The sequence below is a fragment of the Ensifer sesbaniae genome, from assembly GCF_013283665.1.
Lineage (GTDB): Bacteria > Pseudomonadota > Alphaproteobacteria > Rhizobiales > Rhizobiaceae > Ensifer > Ensifer sesbaniae.
The window spans coordinates 1,023,566-1,048,165 of sequence record NZ_JABEKU010000001.1 but is presented as its reverse complement, the minus strand read 5'-3'; the positions used below and the strand labels follow the sequence as shown (position 1 = coordinate 1,048,165).

Genomic DNA, 24,600 nt, shown 5'->3' with positions numbered 1-24,600 from the left:
TCAGGCCTGGGCCGAAACGTCGCGATAACGATCGGAAAGGTACCGCATCGTCGCCACGGCATCGGCCGGTTTTCCATAAAAATAGCCCTGCCCGAGACCGCAACCGAGCGCCTTCAGCTTCAGTGCCTCGGAAAAGTCCTCGATGCCTTCGGCGACGACCTCCAGCTCCAGGCCCTCACACATCGCGACGATCGCCTTGATGATGTGCTCCGAGGCGCGGTCGGCGGAAATGCGCGAGACGAAGGCGCGATCGATCTTGACCTTGTCGAAGGAAAAATCGCGCAAGCGGCCCAGGCTCGATTGCCCGGTGCCGAAGTCGTCGAGCGAGACGCGCACGCCGGTGGCACGCAGTTCCGCAACGATCTTCTGGGCGATGTCGGCATCGGCCATGACAGCCGTCTCCGTGATCTCCAATTCAAGTCGCCGCGGGTCGAGGCCGATCTGATGGATGATCGAAAGCAATCGGTGACTGGTCGCCGGGTCCATGAGTTGCGCCGAGGAGAGATTGAAGGAAAGGAAGAGCTCCTTCGGCCAGGAGAGGGCCGCATGCGCCGCCTTGCGCAACAGCACTTCTGCCAGAGATTCGATAAAGCCGCGCTCCTCGGCCAACGGCACGAACACCGCCGGCGAAACATAGCCGAGGTCGGCATCGCACCAGCGCGCCAGCGCTTCGAACCCGACGACCGCGTCGTTGCGCAGATCGACGATCGGCTGGAAATGCACGTCGACCTCATTGGCGATGATGGCATTGCGCAGCGCCTGCTCGAGCTGCGTCGCGCGTTTCATCTCCTGGGCGATTTCCTGCGAATAGACGGTGATCTGGCCGCGGCCGCGACGCTTCGAACGATAGAGCGCAGTATCGGCGCTCTTCAACAGATCCTCGAACACTTCCCCGGCAAAGGGATAGACCGCAAAGCCGAAGGACGCGGAGAGACGCACGTGGCGGTCGCCGAGATCGAAGGGCGCCGACAGCACCTCCTTCAACATCTGCCCGACCTTCTCCGCCCCCTTGCGCTCGAAGACGAGCGGCAGGACGAAGGCGAATTCGTCGCTTTCCGAACGGGTGATCGTCGCCCCCTCGGGTGCGCAGGCTTTCAGCCGATAGGCCACCTGGCAGAGGATCTCGTCACCGGCCGCCGGTCCGAACAGATCGTTGATCGGCTTGAAGCCATCGATATTGGCAAGACCAATGGTGAAGGGCGCGGGATCGCTGGCGCGCTCCCTGGCGAGATCAAGTACGGTCTGGCGCAGGCACCGGGCATTGCCGAGCCCCGTCAGCAGATCGATGTTGCCCGTCACGGCGGGCGTCTCGATACCGATGCGGTGATAGGGTGTCTCGACGGCCGTCATAACCGCGTCTCCGCAGCCCGATCGGCGGACTGCACCCGATGCTTCGCGACCCGCGAAGACCCACGCCACGGCGCGAACCGGCCATGTCGTTCCGACACGGTCCGGACATGTGCAACGGGATGGGCGCAATGCATTCGGGCGAGGCTCTACACTTTAACGGCAATTCGGCGCAGACGATCGCAATCGGCGGTTAACAATCCGATATCGCCCTGCTCCCAGATCTGCCATTAGCCTCCCCAATTCTAGCGAATTGACACGTCTTTCTTTCAACCTGCCGTTCGCATCGCCTTTGCCGGCATGAATTTTCTAAGCACCGCCTCGATCATGTCCGGGCTCACCGGCTTCATGATGTGGTCGTCCATGCCCGACGCCTTGCATTGCTGCAGGTCGATATCCAGCGCCTGCGCCGTGACCCCGATGATCGGCGTTTTCTGCCCCCTGGTACTTTCAGCCGACCTTATCGCGACCGTGGCGTCGAAGCCGTTCATGACCGGCATCGAGACATCCATCAGCACCAGAGCGGGCTGCAGTTCGTGCCAGAGTTCGACGGCTTCGCGGCCGTTGGTGGCGATCCGATGCGAGACGCCGAGGCCCTCCAGGATCTGCGTGAATACGAACTGGTTGATCTGGTTGTCTTCGGCAACGAGCACGTCGACTTGCGGTGCCGGCGGGGGCGCGGCGATCCCCTCGCCCTCAAACGACAGCGACCAATCCGGCTGCGGCGTCGGAGAAACCGCCGTCCGCTCGGAGCAGACGCGGAAGATTTCCGCCAGCACCGCGGCACCGTCCTGCTCAGCCGAAAGCGGGAGGATCGGGCAGTGACGCCAGGCCGCAGCGATTTGCGGTTTCTCGGAAAATGCCAGGTCGAGCAGCAGGACATCGAGCTTGATTCCGGCGTCCTCGACCGCACGGGCGAAGGCGCTGAGCTCATCGGCATCGCGAACGGCGCAGGCGTCGAGCCCCGAGCCGCGCAGGCGCGCGACGAGCCGGTCTTCCATTGCCCGATCGGCCGTGGCGACCAGGACACGAAGGCCGCGGGCGGGCAAGGTCTCGATCATCGACCCTGCTTCCACAAGCTGCTGGACGTTCAGCGCCCGGAAGGGATCATAGAAATTCTGTGCCGCTGCGAAGATGCTGTAGTCGCGGATCTGCAGGCCGACCTCGGCCCGGGGCTCATCGCTGCTCTGATGCAGGACGGCGATATCGGTCACGTCGTTCATGCACGTGACGACGAAGTGGCGGCCGGGCATGCCGACACGGTACTTGCGCGTCAACACCCAGAGATCACTGCCATCGGCGCGCACGATGTGCTCGGCCTGCGAGTAAGGCTTGCCGGTTTCGAGCACCATGCGGTCCGACTGTTCGAAACGTTCGGCAAGCTCGCTTTCGACCAGATCCCAGGCGGAACGGCCGAGGATGGCATCCTGCTGCAGATCATGGATCAGGCAGAAGGCTTTGTTGACGGCGATATAGTTGAGATTGCGGTCCTTGACGCAGATCGGATTGGGCTGGGCGTCGAGGATCTGTTCGGTCAGCTCGACACGCTCCAAATCCGTCTGGAGCTGTTCGTCGCGTTTCTTCTGATCGGAAACGTCGCTGATCGACAGGATGCCGATGCCGCTCGACAGGCGGCGCTTGCGCATCGAAACCCAGCGCGTCCGGCCGGCGCGCTCGACGCTCTCGTAGCGTTCGCGCCAGTGCAGCGCCATATGCTCGGCGATCCAGTCCTCGCGATTGGTGCGCCGACGGCTGCTTTCCGGAACGGTTCCGGGTCGGACGCCGGTATCGTAGACGGCACCGAGAAAATCTCGAAGGCGCGTGCCGGGCATCAGGATTTCCGCCGGCACCGGAAAATATTGCAGCATCGTGCGGCTGGCAAAGAGAATGGTGTCGTCCCGGCTGCAGACAAGCACGGCGATGCCGAGCGCGTCGCAACTCGACTCCAGAATGATCCGGTTGATGTCCGCGCCGTTCGACGCCCCATCGCTCATTGCGCTGTCCTCACTCGCCCACCGCACGCTTCAATCGCCTTCGATCTGAGGAAACATGCAGCCATTCACAGTGCTACAGCGACCTCGGCGCACCCAAGGGGCGCGCGGCGCTGTAGCGGCGGTTTCATTTCGGGACATGCTGGGTGGCCTTGGCAGGCGTCTCTTCGCGCGGAGGGAGTACGGCGTCCAGCTACGCCGCAATGCTCGAAAGACAAAACCCGTGATCATTCAGGTTGTTGTGGAAAATCGCAGCAGAGTGTTAAGGGGCGATTAAACCCTCACTCATTTTTCCGGGGCGACGATCGCGTGCGTTCGGGGCCGGGGAGGAGGTGCCATTCCCCCTTCCGTTTCCCGAGCGAATCCGGGAAAATGGGACATGGTCATCAAGCAGCTTTCAGAAACTCTCATCAACCAGATCGCCGCCGGCGAAGTGATCGAACGCCCAGCCAGCGCCGCCAAGGAGCTGATCGAGAACGCGCTCGACGCGGGCGCCACGCGCATCGAAATCGCGACCGCCGGCGGCGGCAAGACGCTGTTGCGCGTGACCGACAATGGCTCGGGCATGACGCCGAACGACCTCGAACTTGCGGTCCGCCGGCACTGTACGTCGAAGCTCGACGACAGCCTGTTCGACATCCGCACGCTCGGCTTTCGCGGCGAGGCGCTGCCTTCGATCGGCTCGGTCGCCCGCCTGTCGATCACGACGCGCACGGCCGGCGCCAGCGAAGGCGCGGTCATCGCCGTCACCGGCGGCAAGACCGAGCCGGTTCGCCCTTCGCCGGCCAATACCGGCACGGTCGTGGAGGTCCGCGACCTCTTCTTCGCGACGCCGGCGCGACTGAAGTTCATGAAGTCCGAGAAGGCGGAAGCGGCCGCGATCTCCGAGATCGTACGCCGCATGGCGATCGCCTTCCCGGCGGTCCGCTTCGTGCTCTCGGGCAGCGACCGCTCGACGCTCGAATTCCCGGCGACCGGCGACGATCGCCTGGCGCGCATGGCCCAGGTGCTCGGCAAGGATTTCCGCGACAACGCGATCGAAATCGATGCCGAGCGCGAAGATGTCGGGCTCACCGGTTTTGCCGGCGTGCCGACCTACAATCGCGGCAACTCGCTGCAGCAATATGTCTTCGTCAATGGCCGCCCGGTGCAGGACAAGCTGCTGCTGTCGGCGATCCGCGCCGCCTATTCCGAGACGATCCCGAGCGGCCGCTACCCCGTCGCGGTACTGTCGATCACGCTCGATCCGGCGCTGGTCGACGTCAACGTGCATCCGGCCAAATCCGATGTGCGCTTCCGCGACCCCGGCCTCATCCGCGGGCTGATCATCGGCGCGATCCGCGAGGCACTGACGCGCGAAGGCGACCGGGCGGCAACCACCGGGGCACGCGGCATGATGCAGGCTTTCCGCGCCGGGACCTATCGCCCGCAACCCTGGACCCCCGAGACGTCCCCGTCCCGACCGGCACAATTCGATGCCATGCTGCGTGGCCTCGGCGAAGCGCCGCAGGCGAGCTTCGCCGCCTTTGCGGCGCCATCTGCACGAACGGCCGCCCCACCTGAGCATGAGGTGCCGGCATCGCAACAGGATACGCCGGCACCGACGCCGCAATCCTTCCCGCTCGGCGCGGTACGGGCGCAGCTCCACGAAAACTACATCGTCGCCCAGACGAATGACGGTCTCGTCATCGTCGACCAGCATGCCGCCCATGAGCGGCTGGTGTTCGAGGCGATGCGAACCGCGCTGCATTCGCGGCCCGTCGCGGCACAGGCCCTGCTGATCCCGGAAATCGTCGATCTGGCCGAAGACGATTGCGACCGGCTGATGGCCCATGCGGCGGAGTTTGCCCGCCTTGGTCTTGCCATCGAGCGCTTCGGCCCCGGGGCAATCGCCGTGCGCGAGACGCCGGCGATGCTCGGCGAAATGGACGCCGTCGGCCTGGTACGCCAGCTTGCCGACGAGCTTGCCGAATGGGACACTGCCAACGGGCTTACAAGCCGGCTCGAATATCTTGCGGCGACGATGGCCTGCCATGGATCGGTCCGCTCCGGCCGACGCATGCGTACCGAGGAAATGAACGCCTTGCTGCGGCAGATGGAGGCGACGCCCGGCTCCGGTCAATGCAACCATGGGCGGCCGACCTACATCGAGCTCAAGCTTTCCGATATTGAACGGCTGTTCGGCCGAAGCTGATCGCGCACGGCCGCGAAATGCGGCTGGCATTTTGCCTGATGGCGAGCTAGACCAGAGAACAGACCACAAGGACGTTACAGGCAACGAACATGATGAACCGGTTTGAAGGAAGCACGTCGCGCGAGGCGAAGATCCGTTATCTCGACGGCGACTTTCAGATCGTCCTCGCTGGCTCGCATGTGATCTGCGCGATGACCGGCAGAACCATTCCCGTCGACGAGTTGCGCTACTGGAGCGTCGCCCGGCAGGAAGCCTATGTCGATGCGGAAGCCTCCGTCGAGGCGGAAAAACGCGCCGGCGCATTGCCGAACCAGCGCCGCTAAGGCGACGTCGTCAGGTCTCTTCCCCGGATACGAATAGCCGTTACTTGACTGCGCCTTCGCGCAGCTTGCGGGCGCGCGCGGCGGAAAGCGCCGTCTCGATGATTTTTGACGGCGCCATGGGATCATCGAAACGCACGTCGATCTCGATCACCCGGCTGGCCGCGGCCAGCTCGGCGGCGCGGCCATGGCCGGGCTCGAGCCGAACCATGTCCTTGGCGGTGGTGACCAGCGTGCAGCCCAAAGCCGCCGCCCGATCGAGCAGATCGGCAATCTCGTCGTCGGAAAAATGATGGTGATCCGGAAAGCTGCGGGTTTCCTCGACGACGGCCCCGGTCTCACGCACCGTGCGATAGAATTTCTCCGGATCGGCGATACCGGCCCAGGCGAGGACCTTGACGCCCTTCAGCGACCCGTCGTCGAGCCTCACCACATCGGCCTCGTAGATCTGCTTGCCGGCGCGGGCTGCACGGCGGATCAGGGCATCGGCCTCCGTGCCGTCGCCGATTTTCAGGAGTGCCGTCGCATGGCGCAACTGGATGGGAAGCGGCGCCCGCACGGGGCCGGCCGGCACCAGATAGCCGTTGCCGATGCCGCGGCGCGAGTCGATCACCAGAAGCGCGAAGTCGAAAGCGAGACGCGCGCTCTGAAAACCGTCGTCCATGATGATGATGTCGGCACCTTCCTTCACCAGGCGGCGAGCCCCATCGACACGGCGGCGGCAGACGACGGTCAACGCCTCGCGCGCCAGAAGCAAGGGTTCATCGCCAACGTCGCGGGCGCGGTGATGCTCAATATCGACGATCGTGGTCACGTCGAGAGAGCCGCCGTAGCCGCGGCTCAAGAAGCCGGGCTTCAACCCTTTCTGACGGATGACGCGGGCAAGGGCGATCGCCGTCGGCGTCTTGCCGGCGCCGCCGACAGTGAAGTTGCCGATGCAGATGATCGGCACGGGAACCGATGCACGGCGCGCGCGGTCCATGCGCATGCCGGCAATCCGCCCGTAGAGCCATGAAAACGGCCACAAGGCGCGGGCACGCCAATCCGCCTTGGTCCACCAGAATGGCGGCGCTTCCGATACCATCTTCTTTCCGTGGCCCCCAGCCGGTGTCGTCCATCCGCTTTGGGAGGACGCATGTCTTCTTGCCGTCGCAAGCCGACGGATTGCCCCAAAAAACGTCAGAATGTGAAAAAACGCAAGCTATGGATGGGATGCAGCCGGCTTCAGCCGGCCCGCCTCATGCGTTTGCTGGCATTTCGGCTAGAGCACGGCCTCAAGCTCGGTGATGTCGGCGAGGCAATGGTCCGAGGCTGCGGCGAGCGATTGGCGTGAACCGGTTCCGGTCAGCACCGCGACCGTCATGCCGACGCTGGCACTGCGGCCCATGTGCATGTCGTGATTGTTGTCGCCGACGACAACGACCTGATGCGGCTCAAGGCCCGTTGCGGCGCAAAAACCGAGCACCATGCCGGGCTCCGGCTTGACGCCGTAGCCGCTGTCATAACCCGCCACATAATGCAGGTATCCATCAAAGCCGAAGCGCCTTGCGGTCTCGCGGATCGATTTTTCGTTGTCGCTGGAGGCGACTCCAAGACGATAGCCCTTGGCATGCAGACCGGCGAAGAAGGTGCCAAGATCAGTGACGGGGACGGCATATTCCGCCGAGCGCGCGAACAGGCTGTCGAACAGGGTTGTGAGATCCTCCACCGTGAAAGGCGCGCCCGCGCCCACGAAACCGGTCGCGATCTCGACCGTGTTGCCGGCCGCAAGCAGGCTGTCGGGCAGCACATGGCCGGTATCGGCATCCATGCCGCCCGCTTTCAGCAACGTGCGAGCCAGCGCCTCGTCACCCTTTGCCGCAATCCGCGCCAGCTCATAGTTCACCGGCACCCAGCTCTTGGCGTAGTCGAGCAGGGTTCCATCCTTGTCGAACAGGATACCGGCGATGGCTTTGGATGCGGTCATGATGAGAGGTCGCCTCCTGCTTGTGTCAGCTTTCGGTCGGGGGATTGAGCCGCGCCTTGACGATGAGCGGATTGATGTAGGGCTCTAGCCCCTTCATCGTCGCCGACAGGGCACCACGCATCTCTTGCACGGTTTCGAGGCCGGCATCGATCATCGAGCGACGCATGTCGTCGTTGGCGAGCAGATAGTTGACGCCCTTCGCCAGCATCTCGACGTCGCGCACGATCTTGGCGCTGCCGTTCTTCGCCAGCGTCTGATAGGTCTCGCGAAAATTCTGGACGTTGCCGCCGGACAGGATCGCACAGCCGAGCATCGCCGGCTCCAGCGGGTTCTGGCCGCCTTCGGCAAAGAGCGAGCGGCCGACAAAGGCGACTTCGGTCAGGCGAAGGTAGAGGCCCATTTCGCCGATGGTGTCACCGAGGAAGATGTCGACATCCGGCGTCAGCGGATCGCGCCGCGTGCGGCGGGCGACCTTCAGGCCCTTGGCCGTCAGCGCCGCCTCGATCGCATCGCTACGCTCGGGATGGCGCGGCACGACGATCGTCAGGAGGCCGGTCCGTTCCTTCAGCGCGCGATGCACGACGCCGGCAGCGTTCTCCTCGCCGTCGAAGGTCGAGATCGCGGCCCAGGTCTTGCGCGTGCCAATCTGCTGCTCGTATTCGCGGAGCGCCTGCGGATCATGCGGCGGGGCATCGGTGTCGACTTTCAGGTTGCCGGAGACCATGACCGGCAGGGCGCCGAGCGTGCGGAAGCGCTCCGCATCGACGTCGGATTGGGCGATCACCAGCGCCAGGTTTTCAAACAGCGCGTCAGCCAGCCCCGGCCGCCGCTTCCACCGGGTGAAGGTGCGATCGGACAGGCGACCGTTCACCAGAACCTGCGGAATGTGGCGCCGGCCCAGCTCCAGGATGGTCATCGGCCAGATTTCGGACTCGGCGATGATTGCGAGATCCGGCTCCCAATAGTTCAGGAAACGGCTGACCGCCGGCTTGAAATCGAGCGGCACATATTGGTGGATGACGCTCGTTCCCAGGCGCTGGGCGACGACACGTGCCGAGGTCATCGTTCCCGTCGTCAGTACGACGTTGATGCCGCGCCGACGGATTTCCTTGATCAGCGGGATGACCGCATTGGTCTCGCCGACGCTGGCGGCGTGAAACCAGACGAGCGGGCCCTGCGGTCGTGGTGCGCTGGCATGGCCGTAGCGCTCGCGACGGCGCGCCGGGTCCTCCTTGCCCTTCGCCGCGCGAATGGCAAGGTAGGACCAAACGAGGGGATAGATCGCCGAGCCGATCCAGCGGTAGCTGGAGAGCGCCAGGCGCGCGCGAAAGCTGCTCATGACGAGACACCTTCCTCAGCCGTCTCGGCCGGGAGAAACTCAGGGGCGACTGGCATGCAGGTTTGCGCCGCGCATCCCCACCTCATCGGCATCAGCCGTTTTCCGGGTCGAGCAGACGATGCATGTGGACGATGAAATAACGCATGTGAGCGTTGTCGACGGTCATCTGCGCCTTGGATTTCCAGGCGGCAAGCGCGCTTTCATAGTCCGGATAGATGCCGACGATATCGAGCTTGTCCAGGTCACGGAAGTGGACGTCCGTCAGCGTGGTGAGTTCACCGCCAAAGACGAGGTGCAGACGTTGTTTCTTCTCGGATTCGTGAGCCATCGGAATTCCATTTTTTCTTTTTTGGGTGTGGGCGTTGATTTGAGGCATTCGGCCCCAAAGGTCAATGGGGCTCCATCGATCGCGATGCGGCGATCAGGCCCGGCAAGAGCGGCTTTGCCGCCGCGCAAAGCACCCCGTGAACGACGGTGGAGCGGTTGTAGGACAAGGGCTGGTCGTCGAGATCGACGAGCGCGCCGCCGGCCCGGGCAAGGATGAGATCGGCCGCAGCCAGATCCCAATCATGGGAATTCTTCTTCACCAGCGTACCGTCGATCCGACCGTCGGCAACCATGGCCAGCCGATAGGCAAGCGACGGCACATGCGGCACGCGCGCGACGGTCTTGCGGTAGAGGGGCGGAAGCTTGCCGACCGTGTCTTCGGCCGCCGCCAGATGCAGCATTTCCCCGGACTTTGCCTCACGCACCGAGATCGCGGCACCGTTCTTCAGCGCGCTACCGCCGGCGACAGCCTCGAAGAGTTCGTCAAGCGCCGGGGCATAGAGGACGCCGGCGACGGGCTGTCCCCGATGGACCACGGCGACACTGACGCACCAAAGCTCCTTGCCGGCGATGAAGGCACGCGTGCCGTCGATCGGATCGACGACGAAGACCGTTTCGCGGATCAGGCGGCTGGCGTCATCGTCGGTCTCTTCCGACAGCCAGCCGTAGCCGGGCCTCGCCGCAAGCAGCCGCGTCTTCAGTACGTCGTTGGCCGCGAGATCCGCTTCGCTGACCGGCGAGCGGCCTTCGTTCTTCCACCGGACATCGGGAGCTTTGCCAAAATAACCGAGTGCCGTTTCGCCGGCGACGACCGCGGCGGCGCGGATCAACTCGAGATCCGGCTTCCAGTCCGCGCCCGATGGTGCTGTGTCAGACATTCAAGACCCCGTCAGCCCGCCTCTCCATACCATGAGGCGGGATCGGCGCGGAGCACCCGCACCGTTTTTCCTTCGGCTTCCAGATCAGTTCAGTGAACCAATGTGCTGATCCAGCCATTTGAAATGACGCAATCGCACGGCGCTCTAGTGTCCTGATTCAGAAGTTTCTGCCGATTTGTTTTGCACATCGGCGATTTGCAGGGTTGCCAGGCAAAAGCGTTTGATGGTGGCGAGGATATCGTCTGCCGATTTGGTCCATCGGAACGGTTTGGGATCGGTGTTGACGGCGTCGATATAGGCGGTGATTGCCGCCTCCAATTCAGCGGTGGAGCGGTGCACGCCGCGCCGGATTTGCTTTTCGGTCAGGTTGGCAAAGAAGCGCTCGACCTGGTTGAGCCATGACGCCGCCGTCGGGGTGAAATGAATGTGCCAGCGGGGCCGCTTGAGAAAGAAGCTGCGGATGGCGCTGGTCTTGTGGGTGGCGTAGTTGTCCATGACGATGTGGATATCAAGGTCTGGCGGCACGTTGGCTTCGATTTCGCGCAGGAATCTCAGGAATTCCTGCGCGCGGTGACGCTTGAAGCAGCGACCGATGATCTTGCCGGTGGCAGCGTCGAGCGCGGCGAAGAGCGAAAGTGTTCCATGCCGGGTGTAGTCGTGGCTGCGCCGCTCGATCTGGCCGGGCCGCATCGGCAACACCGGCTGGCTGCGATCGAGTGCCTGGATCTGGCTCTTCTCATCGACGCAGAGCACCAGCGCCCGCTCGGGCGGGTTGAGATAAAGGCCGACAATGTCGCGCACCTTCTCGACGAATAGCGCATCCGAAGACAGCTTGAAACTTTCGGCGCGATGCGGCTGCAGCCCGAAGGCCGTCCAGATGCGATGGATCGTCGAGGGCGCATGTCCGACCGCCCGTGCCATCGAACGCAGGCTCCAGTGGGTGGCGTCCGGCGGTGTCGTCTCCAGCGTCAACCGGATCGTCTCGGCGATCTCTTCGTCGCCGATCTGGCGCGGCGCGCCGGGACGCGGCTCGTCGTAAAGCCCATCGAGCCGCTGCTCGGCGAAACGCCGTCGCCATTTGGCCACCGTGTTCGGCATCGTGCCAAGCCGCGTGGCAATCTCCTTGTTCTCAACGCCGTCCGCGGCCATCAGCACGATCTGGGCCCGCCGCGCCAGGCCCTGCGCCGTGCCGCGGCGGCGAACCAATGTCTCCAGTTCACCGCGCTCCTCACCCGTCAAGACAATCGCAACCGCCGCTTTGCCCATCGATCATCCCCTTCTCAAACAGGGAAAATGATCGCACAAATTTATCGATCAGGACACTAGAGACCCGCAAGCGTCATGCCCTCGATGGCAAGCGTCGGCGCCGCAACACCGAATTTGCGATCGATGTCGTCTGCGGGCGTCAACGCCATGAACATGTCCTTGAGATTGGACGCGATCGTGACCTCGGAGACGGCATACGAGAGTTCGCCGTTCTCGATCCAGAAGCCGGAGGCGCCGCGGCTGTATTCGCCGGTCACCATGTTCACGCCCTGGCCGATCAGTTCGGTGACGTAGAAGCCGGTGCCGACATCGCGGATCAGATCCTCACGCGAGATCGAACCCGGCTCGAGCGCCAGGTTGGTCGAGGCCGGATTGACCGTCGGGCCGCCGCGCACACCGCGGCCGTTGGTCTTGAGGCCGAGTTCGGCGGCGGCCGATGTCGACAGGAACCAGTGCTTCAGCACGCCATCTTCGACCATCGCGAGCTTCGAGCCGCTGACGCCCTCGCCGTCGAAGGGGCGCGAGGAGGCGCCGCGCACGATCAGCGGATCGTCGGTGACGGAAAGGCCCGCCTTCATGATCTGCTTGCCCATCCGGTCACGCAGGAAGCTCGTCTTGCGGGCGACCGATGCGCCGTTGATGGCGCCTGCCAGATGGCCGACGAAGCCCCGCGCCATGCGCGGATCGAAGACGACGGTGACATTCTTGGCCGTCGGCACTTGGCGCGGATTGAGGCGTGCCACCGCGCGCTCGCCGGCAAGGCGGCCAATCTCCTCGGCCGGCCGCAGATCGCCAACATAGAGGCGGCTGTCGAAATCGTAGTCGCGCTCCATCTTCGTGCCTTCGCCGGCAATCGCACTGACGGAGCAACCGAAACGCGTCGCCATGTAGGAACCGGAGAAACCATGCGAGGTGACGAGCACCAGACCGCCCATGCCGGCCGAGGCGCCGGCGCCGCTGGAATTGGTGACGCCCGAGACCGAAAGTGCCGCCTCTTCGGCGGCCAATGCCGCCTCCGTCAATGATTCCGTGGAAACCGCGGTCGGGTCGAAGAGATCGAGGTCCGGATAGGACTTTGCCAATTGGTCCGCATCGGCGAGCGAGGCGAAAGGATCCTCCGGCGAGGCCTTGGCCATGGCGACGGCGCGCTCGGCGAGCAGCTTCAGATCGAAGCCCGGATTGGCCGAGACGCTGGCGACGCGCCGCCCGACGAAAACGCGAAGGGAGAAATCATCGCTTTCGGAGGCTTCGGTCGCTTCGACCTTGCCGAGGCGTACGGAGACGGAGCGGGAGCGCCCGCGTACCACCACCGCATCCGCCGCATCCGCGCCGGCCTTGCGGGCGAGGTCCACGAGTTCCGAGGCGCGTTTTTCGAGGTCGGCAGAATCGATCGTGTCTGACATGATGTAGCCTTTCATTCCTGCCCCATTTATTGTGCAGTGACGCAGGCATCAAGGGCATCGGCCCGATTCCCGCCCATACACCGCAAATGACCGCTCTCGAAAGCTCCCCCGTCGGGGGCCGGGTGCTCCAATAGTGAAAGCCGCAGGCATGGCAACGACACCGATCATCTACTCTCAAGCGCTGATGCTGCTTGGCGGCGCAGTGTTGGCCGCACCAATCTTCAAGCGGCTCGGCCTCGGCACCATCCTCGGCTATCTCTGCGCCGGCGTGCTCATCGGTCCGGTCGCCCAGAGCATCACCGAGGGCGAGCAGATCATCCTGCATGTCTCGGAACTCGGCGTCGTGTTCCTGTTGTTCATCATCGGCCTCGAACTGAAACCGTCGCGCCTCTGGCAGATGCGGCGCGATATCTTCGGCCTCGGCACGGCGCAGGTGGTGCTGACCGGCATCGTGCTCTCGTCCATCATCTATGCCTTCGGGCTCCTCGGCCAGGGCGGCAGCATCATTGCCGGCTTCGGCCTGGCCCTGTCGTCGACCGCCTTTGCGATGCAGATCCTCGACGAAGGCAACGACCGCAACACGCGCTACGGTCAGCGATCATTCTCCATTCTTCTGCTGCAGGATCTGGCGATCGTGCCGCTGCTGGCGCTGATCCCGCTTCTGGCGGCGCAGGCGCCCGAGGATACGACGCCGCCGCTCGAGGATTTCGCAATCGCCACAACCGCGATCATCGTTCTCTTCGCTGCCGGCCGCTACCTCGTGAATCCCCTGTTCCAGATCATCGGCCGCACGGGCGCCCGCGACGTCATGATCGCGGCCGCCCTGCTCGTCGTCATGGGCGCGGCGACCATGATGCAGCTCGCCGGACTTTCGATGGCCATGGGAGCCTTCCTCGCGGGCGTGCTCTTGGCGGAATCCTCCTATCGCCATGAACTCGAAGCGGATATCGAACCGTTTCGCGGTATCCTGCAGGCACTCTTTTTCATGGCGGTCGGCCTGTCGCTGGAACTCGGCGTCATCGTCGAGCGCTACCAGTTGATCATCGCTGCGGTGCCGCTCTTGATGGCGTTGAAGAGCCTCGTGCTCTACTGGCTCTGCCGGCTCACCGGAGCGCACCACAACGACGCGGTGCGCATCAGCCTGCTCCTGCCGCAGGGCGGCGAATTCGGCTTCGTGCTGTTCACGGCAGCAGCCAGCGCCGGTGTCTTCTCCGATGGCGACGCCTCGCTGCTCGTCGCGATCGTGACGCTGTCGATGGCGCTGACGCCGCTGGCTTCGATGCTGGCGCCGAAGCTGATGCGCGAGCAGGACGAACTGGACGAGGAGATCGACGAAGACTTCGAGGGCGCCGGCGCCGACGTGTTGATGATCGGCTTCTCCCGCTTCGGCCAGATCGCCGCGCAGATCCTGCTCGCCGGCGGCCGCGACGTGACGATCATCGACCATTCCGCCGCCCGCGTGCGCCAGGCCGCGACCTTCGGCTTCCGCATTTACTTCGGCGACGGCACCCGGCTCGACGTGCTGCGCGCCGCTGGCATCGAGCGGGCAAAGATCGTCGCCGTCTGCACGCAGAAGAAGGAAACGACCGACCACATCATCGACCTCGTGCAGTCGGAGTATCCGAACGCCCGCATCTTCGCCCGCTCCTACGACCGGCTGCATACGCTGGAGCTGCGCGCCAAAGGCGTCGACTACGAACTGCGCGAAACCTTCGAGTCCGGCCTGCTGTTCGGCCGCAAGTCGCTGGAGGCGCTGGGAGTCGGTGACGACGAGGCGATCGCGATCATGGACGATATCCGCAAGCGCGACGAAGCACGTCTCGTGCTGCAGGAGGCCGAAGGCATTACCGCCGGTCGCGACATGCTGCATTCGCGTCCCGTCAGGCCAGAACCGCTGGTCAAGCCGAAGCGCGAGGTCGATCACTCCCAGGAGACGGGCGAACGGATCCTGCCGGGGCTTCCTGCGGACGAGCGCGAGAGCGCGTAGTCGCGCCTGTACCGACCGTGCGGCCGTCAATGGTCGGAGCTCAGCCGAGCTTCGGTGCTCGCATCCGTTCGTCGAGGGCCCGCTTCAACTGATCCTTGATCGCGACGGTTCCGTTCAGCACGTCCTTGGCCCGCAGGAAATCCATTACCCGGTAGCGGCCGACATCCGGGCGCAGCAGGATATCCGGCGCGCCCTCCTTGAGCTTCATCGCGATGATCGATTGCATCATCAGCTGGCTCGCGCCGAACAGGCTGTCGATGCGGCTCGGGATCGTCTTGCCATCGCCATCAGGACCACCGACGACATCGACGGCGATGACGATGTCGGCCAGGCCGCGCAAATGATCGAAGGGGATGGGGTTGTAGATACCGCCGTCGATCATCACGCGCCCGCCGATCTTCACCGGGATGAAGATCGCAGGCAGGGCCGCGGAGGCCGCCAGCGCCTGCCACAGATCACCCCTTTCGCAGACATGCTCGGTCTGGCCGTAATAGTCGGTGGCGACCACCTTGAGCGGAATGCCGAGATCCGAGAACTTCGGCGGAATGGCCTCCGGCAGAAACGCCCTGAGAACGCGCTCGACATTGAATTGCCCGAAGCGAAAACCGTTCGCAACCGCCTCGGAAAGGCTCGACGGCCGCAACTGCCAGAGCCGATTGACGACCTCGCGGCGATGGCCGACGGTCGAAAGCGTGTGGGCCCTGATCTCTTCACCGCGCATGCCGGCGGCCATGCCGGCGCCCATGATCGCACCGATGGAGGAGCCGGCGATCGCTACCGGGCGAATGCCCAGTTCATCCAGGGTTTCGATGACGTGAATATGCGCAAGCCCCCGTGCGCCACCGCCACCCAGCGCCAGCGCGACCGTCGGCTGGCTGGCCGCCTGCGCCGCCCCCTTCATCGAAAGATCCTGCTTCATCGGCATGTTCTCCGCTTCTGCATCTTTTCCTAAGTCGAAATCGATTTGAGGGCAAAATTATGCAGCAGACCGAAACCTTACAGCGACCATGGGTGCGTCACAGAAGACGCGCGGCGCTATAAGCGGGATAAGGAAGCTTGCATGGTCGGCGACAGCCTATCTTCGCAAGGAAATCGAAAATATGACGGTCAGGCGCCGCGGAAGCGATAGAAATGCATGCGGGTATCGCCGAAGACTCTGACGTCGAGACGCTCGAAAACGGCCGCAGGCGCCGGCTGGACGTCCGCCCGCTCTTCGAGGATCACCAGTGCATCGGGGACGAGCCAGTTGCCGACGGCGGCAGATTCCAGCGCCTTCTCGCCGAGGCCCTTCGCATAGGGCGGATCGGCGAAGACGAGATGGAACGGCTCCATCGTGCCGACGGCGCCGAGGTTCGTCGCGTCACGCCGGAAAACCTTCGCCCGTCCTTGCAGGCCGAGCGTCTCGATGTTCGTCTGCAGCAGTCCCCTGCCCTCGACGCCCTGTTCGACGAAGAGTGCCTGACGGCACCCCCGTGAAAGGGCCTCGAAGCCAACAGCGCCAGTGCCCGCGAAAAGGTCGAGCACACGGGTGCCGTCGAGCGCTTCCGGATAGGAATGGCTCAGGATGTTGAACAGGCTTTCGCGCGTCCGGTCCGTGGTCGGGCGGATATCGTTGGACTTGGGCGTGGCCAGGCTGCGGCCACGAAACTCTCCACCGACGATACGCACGACCCGTTAGTTCCCCTTGCCGCGCGGCTTGCCACCGCCAGGACGGGCGCCACCAGGCCGACCGCCGGGCTTGCCCCCAGGCTTGCCGCCGCGGGGTGCGCCAGACCGTGCGCCGAAGGACTTGCCACCTGCCGGCTTACCACCGGAGGGTTTTCCCCCAAACGGCTTTCCACGCGGCTTGTCGCCGAAGGGACGATCGCCCTCGGCACGCGGTGCGCGCGGCCGGTCGGAACGAACGCGTTCACCACCTTCTGCCCGGGCCGGACGGTCGCCACGCGGCGAGCGCGGCTTGTCGAAGCGGCTGCGCTCACCACCTTCGGCTCTGGCCGGACGGTCGCCGCGCGGCCGATCACCACCCTCGCGGCGCGGCGGGCGATCGCCGTGATCGCGCGAATTGCGCTCGCCGCCTTCGACCGAACGGCGGCGACCGAAGCCGCCATCCCTGCCCTCATCGCGATGACGAACCGGTTCTGCGGCGCTGATCCACTCGCCGTCCTCGTCGCGGCTCTTGACGAATGGGCGGGCCGGCTTGTCGGCGCGTGCAAAATCCCTGGCGCCGCCCTTGCGGTCGGGATCGAATTTGCTCGTTGTCTTCGTTGCCAGTCCGTCCTTGTTGCGGCCATAGCGCTTGGTCTTCGGCGCGCCTTCCGGACGCTCGCGACGGACGGGCTTCTCGGTGGCTTCGCCGTCAACGGATTTCGGCTTCTTCTCGGCCAGCGGACGGGCGCCAGGCGCCATCCAGACATTGGCGGTGCGCGCACGCGTAGCCGGCGCACGTTTCGGCCGATCTTCGAACTTGCTGTCACGGTCGTCACGATCACGGCCGCCACGCTTGCCGTCACGGCGATCGTCGCGGCGCGTGTCGAGCCGTGCCAGAGCACGTTCGCGCTTGTCCTCCGGTTTTTCCCAACGGCTGCTCTTGCGCTGCTCGGGTTCGTCCTCTTCGTGCAGGTCCCGCGCGGTCGTGGCCGCCTGGTCGTTGTAGAGCGGCGCGTCGAAATTCGCCTTGGCATCCTCGATCAGGCGCGGTCCAAGCTGGTCACGCAACGTGCGGCCACGGATTTCCTGGACATGTCCCTCCGGCAATTCGCCGAGCTGGAAGGGGCCATAGGAAATGCGGATGAGGCGGTTGACGTCGAGACCGAGTGCGCCAAGCACGTTCTTGATTTCGCGGTTCTTGCCCTCGCGCAGCCCCATTGTGATCCAGACGTTCGAACCCTGGACCCGGTCCAGCGTCGCCTCGATCGCGCCGTAGAGCACACCGTCGACGGCGATGCCGTCCTTCAACCGGTCAAGCGCCGCCTGATCGACGTCGCCGTGGGCGCGCACGCGATAGCGGCGCAGCCATCCCGTCGAAGGCAGCTCGAGCACGCGGGCCAGACCACCGTCGTTGGTCAAGAGCAACAGGCCTTCGGTGTTGATGTCGAGGCGGCCGATCGACAGGACGCGCGGCAGCTCGTCGGGCAGGTTGTCGAATACGGTCGGGCGTCCTTCCGGATCGGCATTGGTGGTCACCAGGCCGGCCGGCTTGTGATAGAGCCAGAGGCGGGTGCGCTCGATGCCGCGGATCGGCTGGCCATCGACTTCGATCGCATCGGCAAGCGTCGCGTTGACGACCGGCGTGTCGAGAATGACGCCGTTGAGCTTGATGCGACCTTCCATGATCATGCGCTCGACATCGCGGCGCGAGGCGACACCGGCACGTGCCAGGATCTTGGAGATGCGCTGCGGTTCGTCGATACCTGGAGCAGCCGCGTTCGGGCGCTCCCTGGCCGGACGCGAAGCGCCAGACTTGGCGCCGGAAGCCTTCGGCCCGGAGGTCTTGGCGCCAAACGTCTTCGAGCCGGCAACCTTTTTCGGTGCTCCAGCCTTCTTGTCGGCGAAATGCGGTTTCTTGTCCCGGCCGGCGGACTTGCCGCCAGGCCGCGTGGGCTTGTCTTTGGATGTCATTTGTGTTGCCTGCCTTTTGCGGCTGTCCTATCAGGTCGCGGCCCGTGGGTTAAGAGAAATTATTGTTTGAGCGATGACTGATACGACACGCTTCATGGATGCGGCCCTTGAGGAGGCCAGGAAGGCGGCGGAGCGCGGCGAGGTGCCGATCGGCGCCGTGGTCGTTTTCGATGGTCAGATCATCTCCCGCGCCGGCAATCGCACCCGCGAATTCAACGACGTGACCGCACATGCAGAGATCGTCGCCATCCGCGAGGCCGCAGCAGTGCTCAAGGACGAGCGGCTGACGGGCGCCGATCTCTACGTCACCCTCGAACCCTGCACCATGTGCGCCGCGGCGATTTCGTTCGCCCGCATCCGCCGCCTCTACTACGGCGCGGACGACCCGAAGGGCGGCGCGGTCGACAGCGGCGTGCGCTTCTTCGGTTCGCCCACCTGCCATCACGTGCCTGACGTCTATTCGGGCCTCGCCGAGCGCCAGGCTGCCGAGATCCTCAGGGACTTCTTCGCCGGCAAGCGGTGAGACCAGTCCGGGCTCTCACGAGTTCGCGTTTTCAGTTTTTTTGAAATCGCCTCAGTCGGCCGCGAAGCTTTCGAGGGCCGCGCCGGCCAGCCGGTAACGCGTCCATTCGGACATCGGCTCGGCGCCAACCGATTCGTAGACCCGGATCGCCGGCTCGTTCCAGTCGAGCACGCTCCATTCGAAGCGGCCGCAGCCTTCCTCGACGGCAATTTTCGCGAGGTGCTTCAGCAGCATCTTGCCGGCACCCGAGCCGCGGCAATCCGGCGTGACGTAGAGGTCCTCGAGGTAGAGGCCCTTGCGCGCCTGCCAGGTCGAGTAATTGTAGAACCACATGGCGAAGCCTGCGGGCTTGCCGTCCTTCTCGCAGATCACGGCACGGGTGATGGCGCCCGGGCCGAAGAGCGAGGCCTGCAGCATCTCGACTGTCGCCTCGACGGCGTCAGGCTCCTTCTCGTAGACGGCAAGTTCGGTGATGAAGCGCAGGATGGTCTCCGCGTCTTCCGGGCGAGCATCGCGAATGGTGATCGTCATGGCTTATGCGCAGCTTAGAAGGGCCAGTACCACTTGGTACCAGAATTCTTGATCTGCGCCTCCTTCTTGCGGCGGCGCTCCTTGTCCTTCTCCGGCTCGCCGAGATCGGTCTCGGTGCCCTCCGGCAGGCGGCGGTATTCTAGCGGCGGATCGCTCAGGAAACGGCGCTTGTCGGAATAGGCGCCCATCTCGATCTTGCGCGCCTCACGATAGGCCTCCTGCTGCTCCTTGGCCGAGAGCCGGCGGCCGTTGGCGCTGGCCTTGGCGAGCGGCGAAACGTAGTTCGGGTTGTTCTTGTTCGCGTCGGCTTCTTCGCGCAGACGATTGCGAACTTCCTCCGGAGACTCGACCCATTCCGGGTTGGCCTCACGGCTGGCGAGAGACTTCTGCGGCTCGACGAGAGCGGTCTGCTGCGCCGACGGCGGCAGAACGAGACCTGGGCGCGGCTGATACTTGACCGGATCACGCTTCGGCGGGCCGAAGCTGGCGACGCTGCCGAGGTCGTCCATGAGTTGTTCGCCAGCGGTCTTGTCCGTGCCGTAGGTGGGGCCGCCGATGCAGCCCGAAAGCACGAGGCCGCTCGTCAAAATGGCGGCCACGCTGGCAAACACTCGCAACTCTCGCGTCATTTCCATGAGATTCCTTCCAGCCGGCCACCGGTCCGCGCGGCCACTCAAGCGCCCATGGCGGAGAAATCCGCCAAATTTCGGGCAGGTTTTACCGGATGAACGCAACGAGTGCAATTCATCCGGTAACAATGCGTTAAGCCTTGAAACCAAGTTCACGCAGGGCCGCGGCGTCACGGGCCGACACGTCCGGGTAGAGCGGGTCGGAACCGACATCGGTCGTGATCCGCCAGGAACGGGCGCATTTCTGACCTTCGGCGAGCTTCGGCACGACGCTCACCTTGGCCACGTCGGCGAGGCGGAATGCATCCGCAGGGCCTTCGGTGGCTTCGATCACGATGGCCGAGGTGATGCAGATCTCGGCGAAGTCCTGACCTTCCAGCGCCTTCAAAAGCTCCGGATCGGCGACGTGGACGACCGGTGCCGCTTCCAGCGACGAACCGATGCGCTTGTCCTTGCGCTCGATCTCGAGCGCGCCGGTGACGACGGTGCGGACCGCACGGATCTTGTCCCACTTGGCTTCGAGCGCATCGTTCTTCCATTCCGCCGGGATCGCCGGGAACTGTTCGAGGTGCACCGAAACCGCATCGGGCTTGCGCGACAGCCAGGCTTCTTCCGTGGTGAAGGGCAGCATCGGCGCCAGCCACAGCACGAGGCAGTCGAAGAGCTTGCGGATGACCGCGAGCGCCGACCGACGACGCAGGCTCGACGGCGCGTCGCAATAGAGCGCGTCCTTGCGAACGTCGAAGTAGAAGGCCGAGAGTTCGACGTTCGAGAAATCGATCAGCGCGCGAGCGATCTTCTTGAAGTCGAAAGCATCGTAGCCTTCGCGCACGAGCTGATCGAGCTCCGCCAGGCGATGTAGCATCAACCTTTCGAGTTCCGGCATTTCGGCATAGGCGATCTCCTCGCCCTTGTCGTGGGCGAGCGTGCCGAGCATCCAGCGGATCGTGTTGCGCAGCTTGCGATAGGCGTCGATGTTGGTCTGGATGATCGTCTTGCCGAGACGCTGATCTTCCCAATAGTCCGTCGTCATCACCCACAAGCGCAGGATGTCGGCGCCGGCATCCTTCATCACCTCCTGCGGCGTGACGGTGTTGCCCTTGGACTTCGACATCTTCTCGCCCTTCTCATCCATGGTGAAACCATGGGTGACGACGGCGTTGTAGGGCGCGCGGCCGCGCGTCGCACAGGCCTCGAGCAGCGAGGAATGGAACCAGCCGCGATGCTGGTCCGACCCTTCGAGATAGACGTCGGCCGGCCACTTCAGGTCCGGGCGGTCTTCGAGCGTGAAGGTATGGGTCGAACCGGAATCGAACCACACGTCGAGGATGTCCATGACCTGGTGCCACTTGGCGTGGTCGTGATCCTTGCCCAGGAAGCGGTCCTTGGCGCCCTCGGCAAACCAGGCATCGGCACCTTCCTTCTCGAAGGCTTCGAGGATGCGGGCGTTGACGGCCTCGTCGATCAGGATCTCGCCCTGGTCGTCAGCGAAGATCGCGATCGGCACGCCCCAGGCGCGCTGGCGCGAGAGAACCCAGTCCGGGCGTCCCTCGATCATCGCGCGCAGGCGGTTCTGGCCGGCGCCGGGAACGAAACGGGTATCGTCGATCGCCGAGAGCGCACGCGAGCGCAGCGTCGTGCCATCGCCGAACGCCTTGTCCATGTAGACGAACCATTGCGGCGTGTTGCGGAAAATAACCGGCTTCTTCGAACGCCAGGAATGCGGATAGGAGTGCTTCAGACGACCGCGCGCGAACAGCGCGTGACGGGCGATCAGCGCCTTGATGACGCGATCGTTGGCGTCGCCCTTCTTGCCCTTGTCGTCGATGACGCGGCCGGCGCCGCCTTCGGCGTCGGGGCCGAAGCCATGGGCGTCCGCGGTGAAGTAGCCGGCGTCGTCGACCGTGAACGGGATCGCCGAGGAAATGCCGCGGGCTTCGAGCGCACGGGCGCTGTCCATCCAGGCGTCAAAGTCCTCGCGGCCGTGGCCCGGGGCCGTGTGCACGAAACCGGTGCCGGCATCGTCGGTGACGTGGTCGCCGTCGAGCAGCGGCACCTTGAAGGCGTAGCCGCCGCCGAGACCATGCAGCGGATGGGCGCAGGTCACGGACGACAGTTCATCGGCTTCGAGATCGCGAACGAAATTGAAGGTGAGCTTCGCCTTGGCCGCGGATTCGTCCGCAAGGCGCTTGGCGAAGATCAGCTTCTCGCCCGGCTGTGGGCCGAAGTCGTTCTCGGCGGTCGCGACTTCATAGAGGCCGTAGGCGTAGCGCGAGGAATAGGCAATGGCGCGGTTGCCCGGGATGGTCCAGGGCGTGGTCGTCCAGATCACGACGAAGGCGCCGGAGAGCGCGTCCGGACCTTCGGTGACCGGGAACTTCACCCAGATCATGTCGCTTTCGACATCGGCATATTCGACTTCGGCTTCGGCAAGCGCGGTGCGCTCGACGACCGACCACATGACCGGCTTCGAGCCGCGATAGAGCTGGCCGAGCTTGGCGATCTTCATCAGTTCGCCGGCGATGCGCGCTTCGGCGTGGAAGTTCATCGTCGTGTAGGGATTGTCGAAGTCGCCCTCGATGCCGAGGCGCTTGAACTCCTCGGCCTGGACCTGGATCCAACCGGAGGCGAAGTCACGGCATTCCTTGCGGAACTCGTTGACCGGGACCTCGTCCTTGTTCTGGCCCTTCTCGCGGTACTTCTCTTCGATCTTCCACTCGATCGGCAGACCGTGGCAGTCCCAGCCGGGCACGTAGTTGGCGTCGAAGCCGCGCATCTGGAACGAGCGGTTGATGACGTCCTTGAGGATCTTGTTGAGTGCGTGGCCGATATGGATGTTGCCGTTGGCATAGGGAGGGCCGTCGTGCAGCACGAACTTGTCGCGGCCGGCGGCCGAGGCGCGCAGCTTCTTGTAGAGGCCCATCTTCTGCCAGCGGGCCACCGTTTCCGGCTCCTTCTGCGGCAGGCCAGCGCGCATCGGGAACTCCGTCTGCGGCAGGTAGAGGGTCGAGGAATAGTCGATCTTTTCAGCGGTGTCGGTCATGGTCTTTGCAATCGCTTCTTCGCGCGAAGGGTCGCGCATACGCAATGGGCTCGGTATCGAGAGATGACTGGGGCGTCGGAAACGCCGAAATCCCGGACCTTCCGGCTGACTAAAGCGCGCGGAAGGCCGGGCCAATAATTCGCTGATCGATGATCAATCGACGGTGCCGGGTCATAGTGGCCGGTTGTTTAAGGCGTTTTCCGCCTTTTGAAAAGGTCCGCCACGACACCAATGCCGAAATTTATCGGGCGAAGTTGAGCCTGCGGTCGATGTCGCCGAGCGGCTGCACACCGGAGAGCAGCGCGCGCGCCTCGGCCTCGTCCTGACGGATCTGCGCCACCAGCGGATCGAGCCCGTCGAACTTCAGCTCGTCGCGCAGGTGGCCGAAGAAGGTGACCGTACAGATCTCGCCATAGAGATCGCCCGAAAAGTCGAAGACGAAGGTTTCGAGCAAGGGCTCGCCATCGCTGTCGACCGTCGGGCGGCGCCCGAAGCTTGCGACACCGTCATAGAGCGAACCGTCGGCCCGGCGGAAGCGCACCGCGTAGATGCCCGGCCTGAGTTCCACCTCGGGCGCGAGCCGCATATTGGCGGTGGGAAAGCCAAGATCGCGGCCGAGCTTCTTGCCGCCGATCACTTCCGCCTCGACGAGGTAGCGATAGCCGAGCATGCCGGCAGCCTGCGAGACATCGCCTTCGCCGAGCAGCGAGCGGATATAGCTCGACGAGATGACTGATGCATTTTCGTCGCGGAAGGCATCGACGAGCGTCACGCCAAAACCGTTGTCACCGCCGGCGGCCATCAGGAAGGCGGGGCCGCCCTCGCGACCCTTGCCGAAATGGAAGTCGAAGCCGGTGACGACATGCGAGGCGTGCAGCCATTCGAGCAGGATGCGGTGAATGAAATCCGATGCCGAAAGCTGAGAGAAGGTGCGATCGAACGGATATTCGATGACGGCGCCGAACCCCATGCCTTCGAGGATACGGGCCTTCAACGGCGCCGGCGTCAGCCGGAAGACCGGGGTTTCCGGACGGAACACGGTCCGCGGATGCGGCTCGAAGGTCAGGACCAGCGCCGGCACACCGCGCGCTTTCGCCTCTTCCAGTGCTCGATTGAGCACCGACTGATGACCGCGGTGCACGCCGTCGAAGTTACCGATCGCGACGACGCCGCCGCGCAGATGCTCCGGAAGCGGATCACGGGTCTCGTTGCGATGAAAAACCGTCATCTCCGTCTTC

Annotated in this window: 20 protein-coding genes; 4 read left to right on the top strand and 16 right to left on the bottom strand. The window is 64.3% G+C overall.

Features of this window, described 5'->3' with window-relative positions:
* Positions 1-1,350, bottom strand: coding sequence for a putative bifunctional diguanylate cyclase/phosphodiesterase (locus BHMPCIPO_RS05015; protein ID WP_173515746.1), 1,350 nt, complete (start codon positions 1,348-1,350; stop codon positions 1-3).
* A 266-nt stretch (positions 1,351-1,616) separates the two neighbouring features.
* Entirely contained in the window at positions 1,617-3,341 is a 1,725-nt protein-coding gene (locus BHMPCIPO_RS05010; RefSeq protein ID WP_173515745.1) for a response regulator, read from the bottom strand.
* 376 nt (positions 3,342-3,717) lie between these two features.
* On the opposite strand from BHMPCIPO_RS05010, the gene mutL reads away from it, so the two are divergent.
* On the top strand, positions 3,718-5,532 hold the full coding sequence (mutL, locus tag BHMPCIPO_RS05005) for a DNA mismatch repair endonuclease MutL (protein ID WP_173515744.1): 1,815 nt from the start codon (positions 3,718-3,720) through the stop codon (positions 5,530-5,532).
* Positions 5,533-5,621: 89 nt separating this feature from the next.
* On the top strand, positions 5,622-5,855 hold the full coding sequence (locus BHMPCIPO_RS05000; RefSeq protein ID WP_173515743.1) for a DUF2093 domain-containing protein: 234 nt from the start codon (positions 5,622-5,624) through the stop codon (positions 5,853-5,855).
* Positions 5,856-5,895: 40 nt separating this feature from the next.
* On the opposite strand, the gene lpxK is transcribed toward BHMPCIPO_RS05000, so the two are convergent.
* From lpxK to BHMPCIPO_RS04965, 7 genes are all read right to left on the bottom strand, one after another.
* Positions 5,896-6,936, bottom strand: a complete 1,041-nt coding sequence (lpxK, locus tag BHMPCIPO_RS04995) for a tetraacyldisaccharide 4'-kinase (protein ID WP_173515742.1) — start codon at positions 6,934-6,936, stop codon at positions 5,896-5,898.
* 177 nt (positions 6,937-7,113) lie between these two features.
* On the bottom strand, positions 7,114-7,818 hold the full coding sequence (locus BHMPCIPO_RS04990; RefSeq protein WP_173515741.1) for an HAD family hydrolase: 705 nt from the start codon (positions 7,816-7,818) through the stop codon (positions 7,114-7,116).
* Between the two features lie 25 nt (positions 7,819-7,843).
* Positions 7,844-9,157, bottom strand: coding sequence for a lipid IV(A) 3-deoxy-D-manno-octulosonic acid transferase (gene waaA / locus BHMPCIPO_RS04985; RefSeq protein WP_173515740.1), 1,314 nt, complete (start codon positions 9,155-9,157; stop codon positions 7,844-7,846).
* A 91-nt stretch (positions 9,158-9,248) separates the two neighbouring features.
* A complete protein-coding gene (locus BHMPCIPO_RS04980) occupies positions 9,249-9,485 on the bottom strand; it encodes a DUF4170 domain-containing protein (protein ID WP_173515739.1) in 237 nt (78 codons plus the stop codon).
* Positions 9,486-9,546: 61 nt separating this feature from the next.
* Positions 9,547-10,362 carry a 3'(2'),5'-bisphosphate nucleotidase CysQ gene (locus BHMPCIPO_RS04975; protein ID WP_173515738.1) on the bottom strand — a complete coding sequence of 272 codons (816 nt, stop codon included), beginning with the start codon at positions 10,360-10,362 and terminating at the stop codon, positions 9,547-9,549.
* Between the two features lie 144 nt (positions 10,363-10,506).
* Positions 10,507-11,628, bottom strand: a complete 1,122-nt coding sequence (locus BHMPCIPO_RS04970; RefSeq protein WP_173515064.1) for an IS630 family transposase — start codon at positions 11,626-11,628, stop codon at positions 10,507-10,509.
* 56 nt (positions 11,629-11,684) lie between these two features.
* On the bottom strand, positions 11,685-13,031 hold the full coding sequence (locus BHMPCIPO_RS04965; protein ID WP_173515737.1) for a TldD/PmbA family protein: 1,347 nt from the start codon (positions 13,029-13,031) through the stop codon (positions 11,685-11,687).
* Between the two features lie 148 nt (positions 13,032-13,179).
* On the opposite strand from BHMPCIPO_RS04965, the gene BHMPCIPO_RS04960 reads away from it, so the two are divergent.
* A complete protein-coding gene (locus tag BHMPCIPO_RS04960; RefSeq protein WP_173515736.1) occupies positions 13,180-15,018 on the top strand; it encodes a monovalent cation:proton antiporter-2 (CPA2) family protein in 1,839 nt (612 codons plus the stop codon).
* 40 nt (positions 15,019-15,058) lie between these two features.
* On the opposite strand, the gene BHMPCIPO_RS04955 is transcribed toward BHMPCIPO_RS04960, so the two are convergent.
* From BHMPCIPO_RS04955 to BHMPCIPO_RS04945, 3 genes are all read right to left on the bottom strand, one after another.
* Positions 15,059-15,937, bottom strand: a complete 879-nt coding sequence (locus tag BHMPCIPO_RS04955) for a patatin-like phospholipase family protein (protein WP_173515735.1) — start codon at positions 15,935-15,937, stop codon at positions 15,059-15,061.
* 188 nt (positions 15,938-16,125) lie between these two features.
* Positions 16,126-16,686: a 16S rRNA (guanine(966)-N(2))-methyltransferase RsmD gene (gene rsmD / locus BHMPCIPO_RS04950; RefSeq protein WP_173515734.1), complete on the bottom strand. Its 561-nt coding sequence runs from the start codon at positions 16,684-16,686 to the stop codon at positions 16,126-16,128.
* 6 nt (positions 16,687-16,692) lie between these two features.
* Complete coding sequence (locus tag BHMPCIPO_RS04945) at positions 16,693-18,636, bottom strand: pseudouridine synthase (protein WP_173515733.1); 1,944 nt, start codon at positions 18,634-18,636, stop codon at positions 16,693-16,695.
* 73 nt (positions 18,637-18,709) lie between these two features.
* Between BHMPCIPO_RS04945 and BHMPCIPO_RS04940 the strand changes: the two genes are divergently transcribed.
* Positions 18,710-19,159: a nucleoside deaminase gene (locus tag BHMPCIPO_RS04940; protein ID WP_173515732.1), complete on the top strand. Its 450-nt coding sequence runs from the start codon at positions 18,710-18,712 to the stop codon at positions 19,157-19,159.
* Positions 19,160-19,210: 51 nt separating this feature from the next.
* Here the strand turns inward: BHMPCIPO_RS04940 and BHMPCIPO_RS04935 are convergent, their stop codons facing one another.
* The 4 genes from BHMPCIPO_RS04935 to BHMPCIPO_RS04920 form a co-directional block, all read right to left on the bottom strand.
* Positions 19,211-19,690, bottom strand: coding sequence for a GNAT family N-acetyltransferase (locus BHMPCIPO_RS04935; protein ID WP_173515731.1), 480 nt, complete (start codon positions 19,688-19,690; stop codon positions 19,211-19,213).
* A 14-nt stretch (positions 19,691-19,704) separates the two neighbouring features.
* Entirely contained in the window at positions 19,705-20,325 is a 621-nt protein-coding gene (locus BHMPCIPO_RS04930) for a hypothetical protein (protein WP_173515730.1), read from the bottom strand.
* Positions 20,326-20,452: 127 nt separating this feature from the next.
* Positions 20,453-23,362 carry an isoleucine--tRNA ligase gene (gene ileS, locus BHMPCIPO_RS04925; RefSeq protein WP_173515729.1) on the bottom strand — a complete coding sequence of 970 codons (2,910 nt, stop codon included), beginning with the start codon at positions 23,360-23,362 and terminating at the stop codon, positions 20,453-20,455.
* A 241-nt stretch (positions 23,363-23,603) separates the two neighbouring features.
* Positions 23,604-24,590, bottom strand: a complete 987-nt coding sequence (locus tag BHMPCIPO_RS04920; protein WP_173515728.1) for a bifunctional riboflavin kinase/FAD synthetase — start codon at positions 24,588-24,590, stop codon at positions 23,604-23,606.
* Between the last annotated feature and the right edge of the window lie 10 nt (positions 24,591-24,600).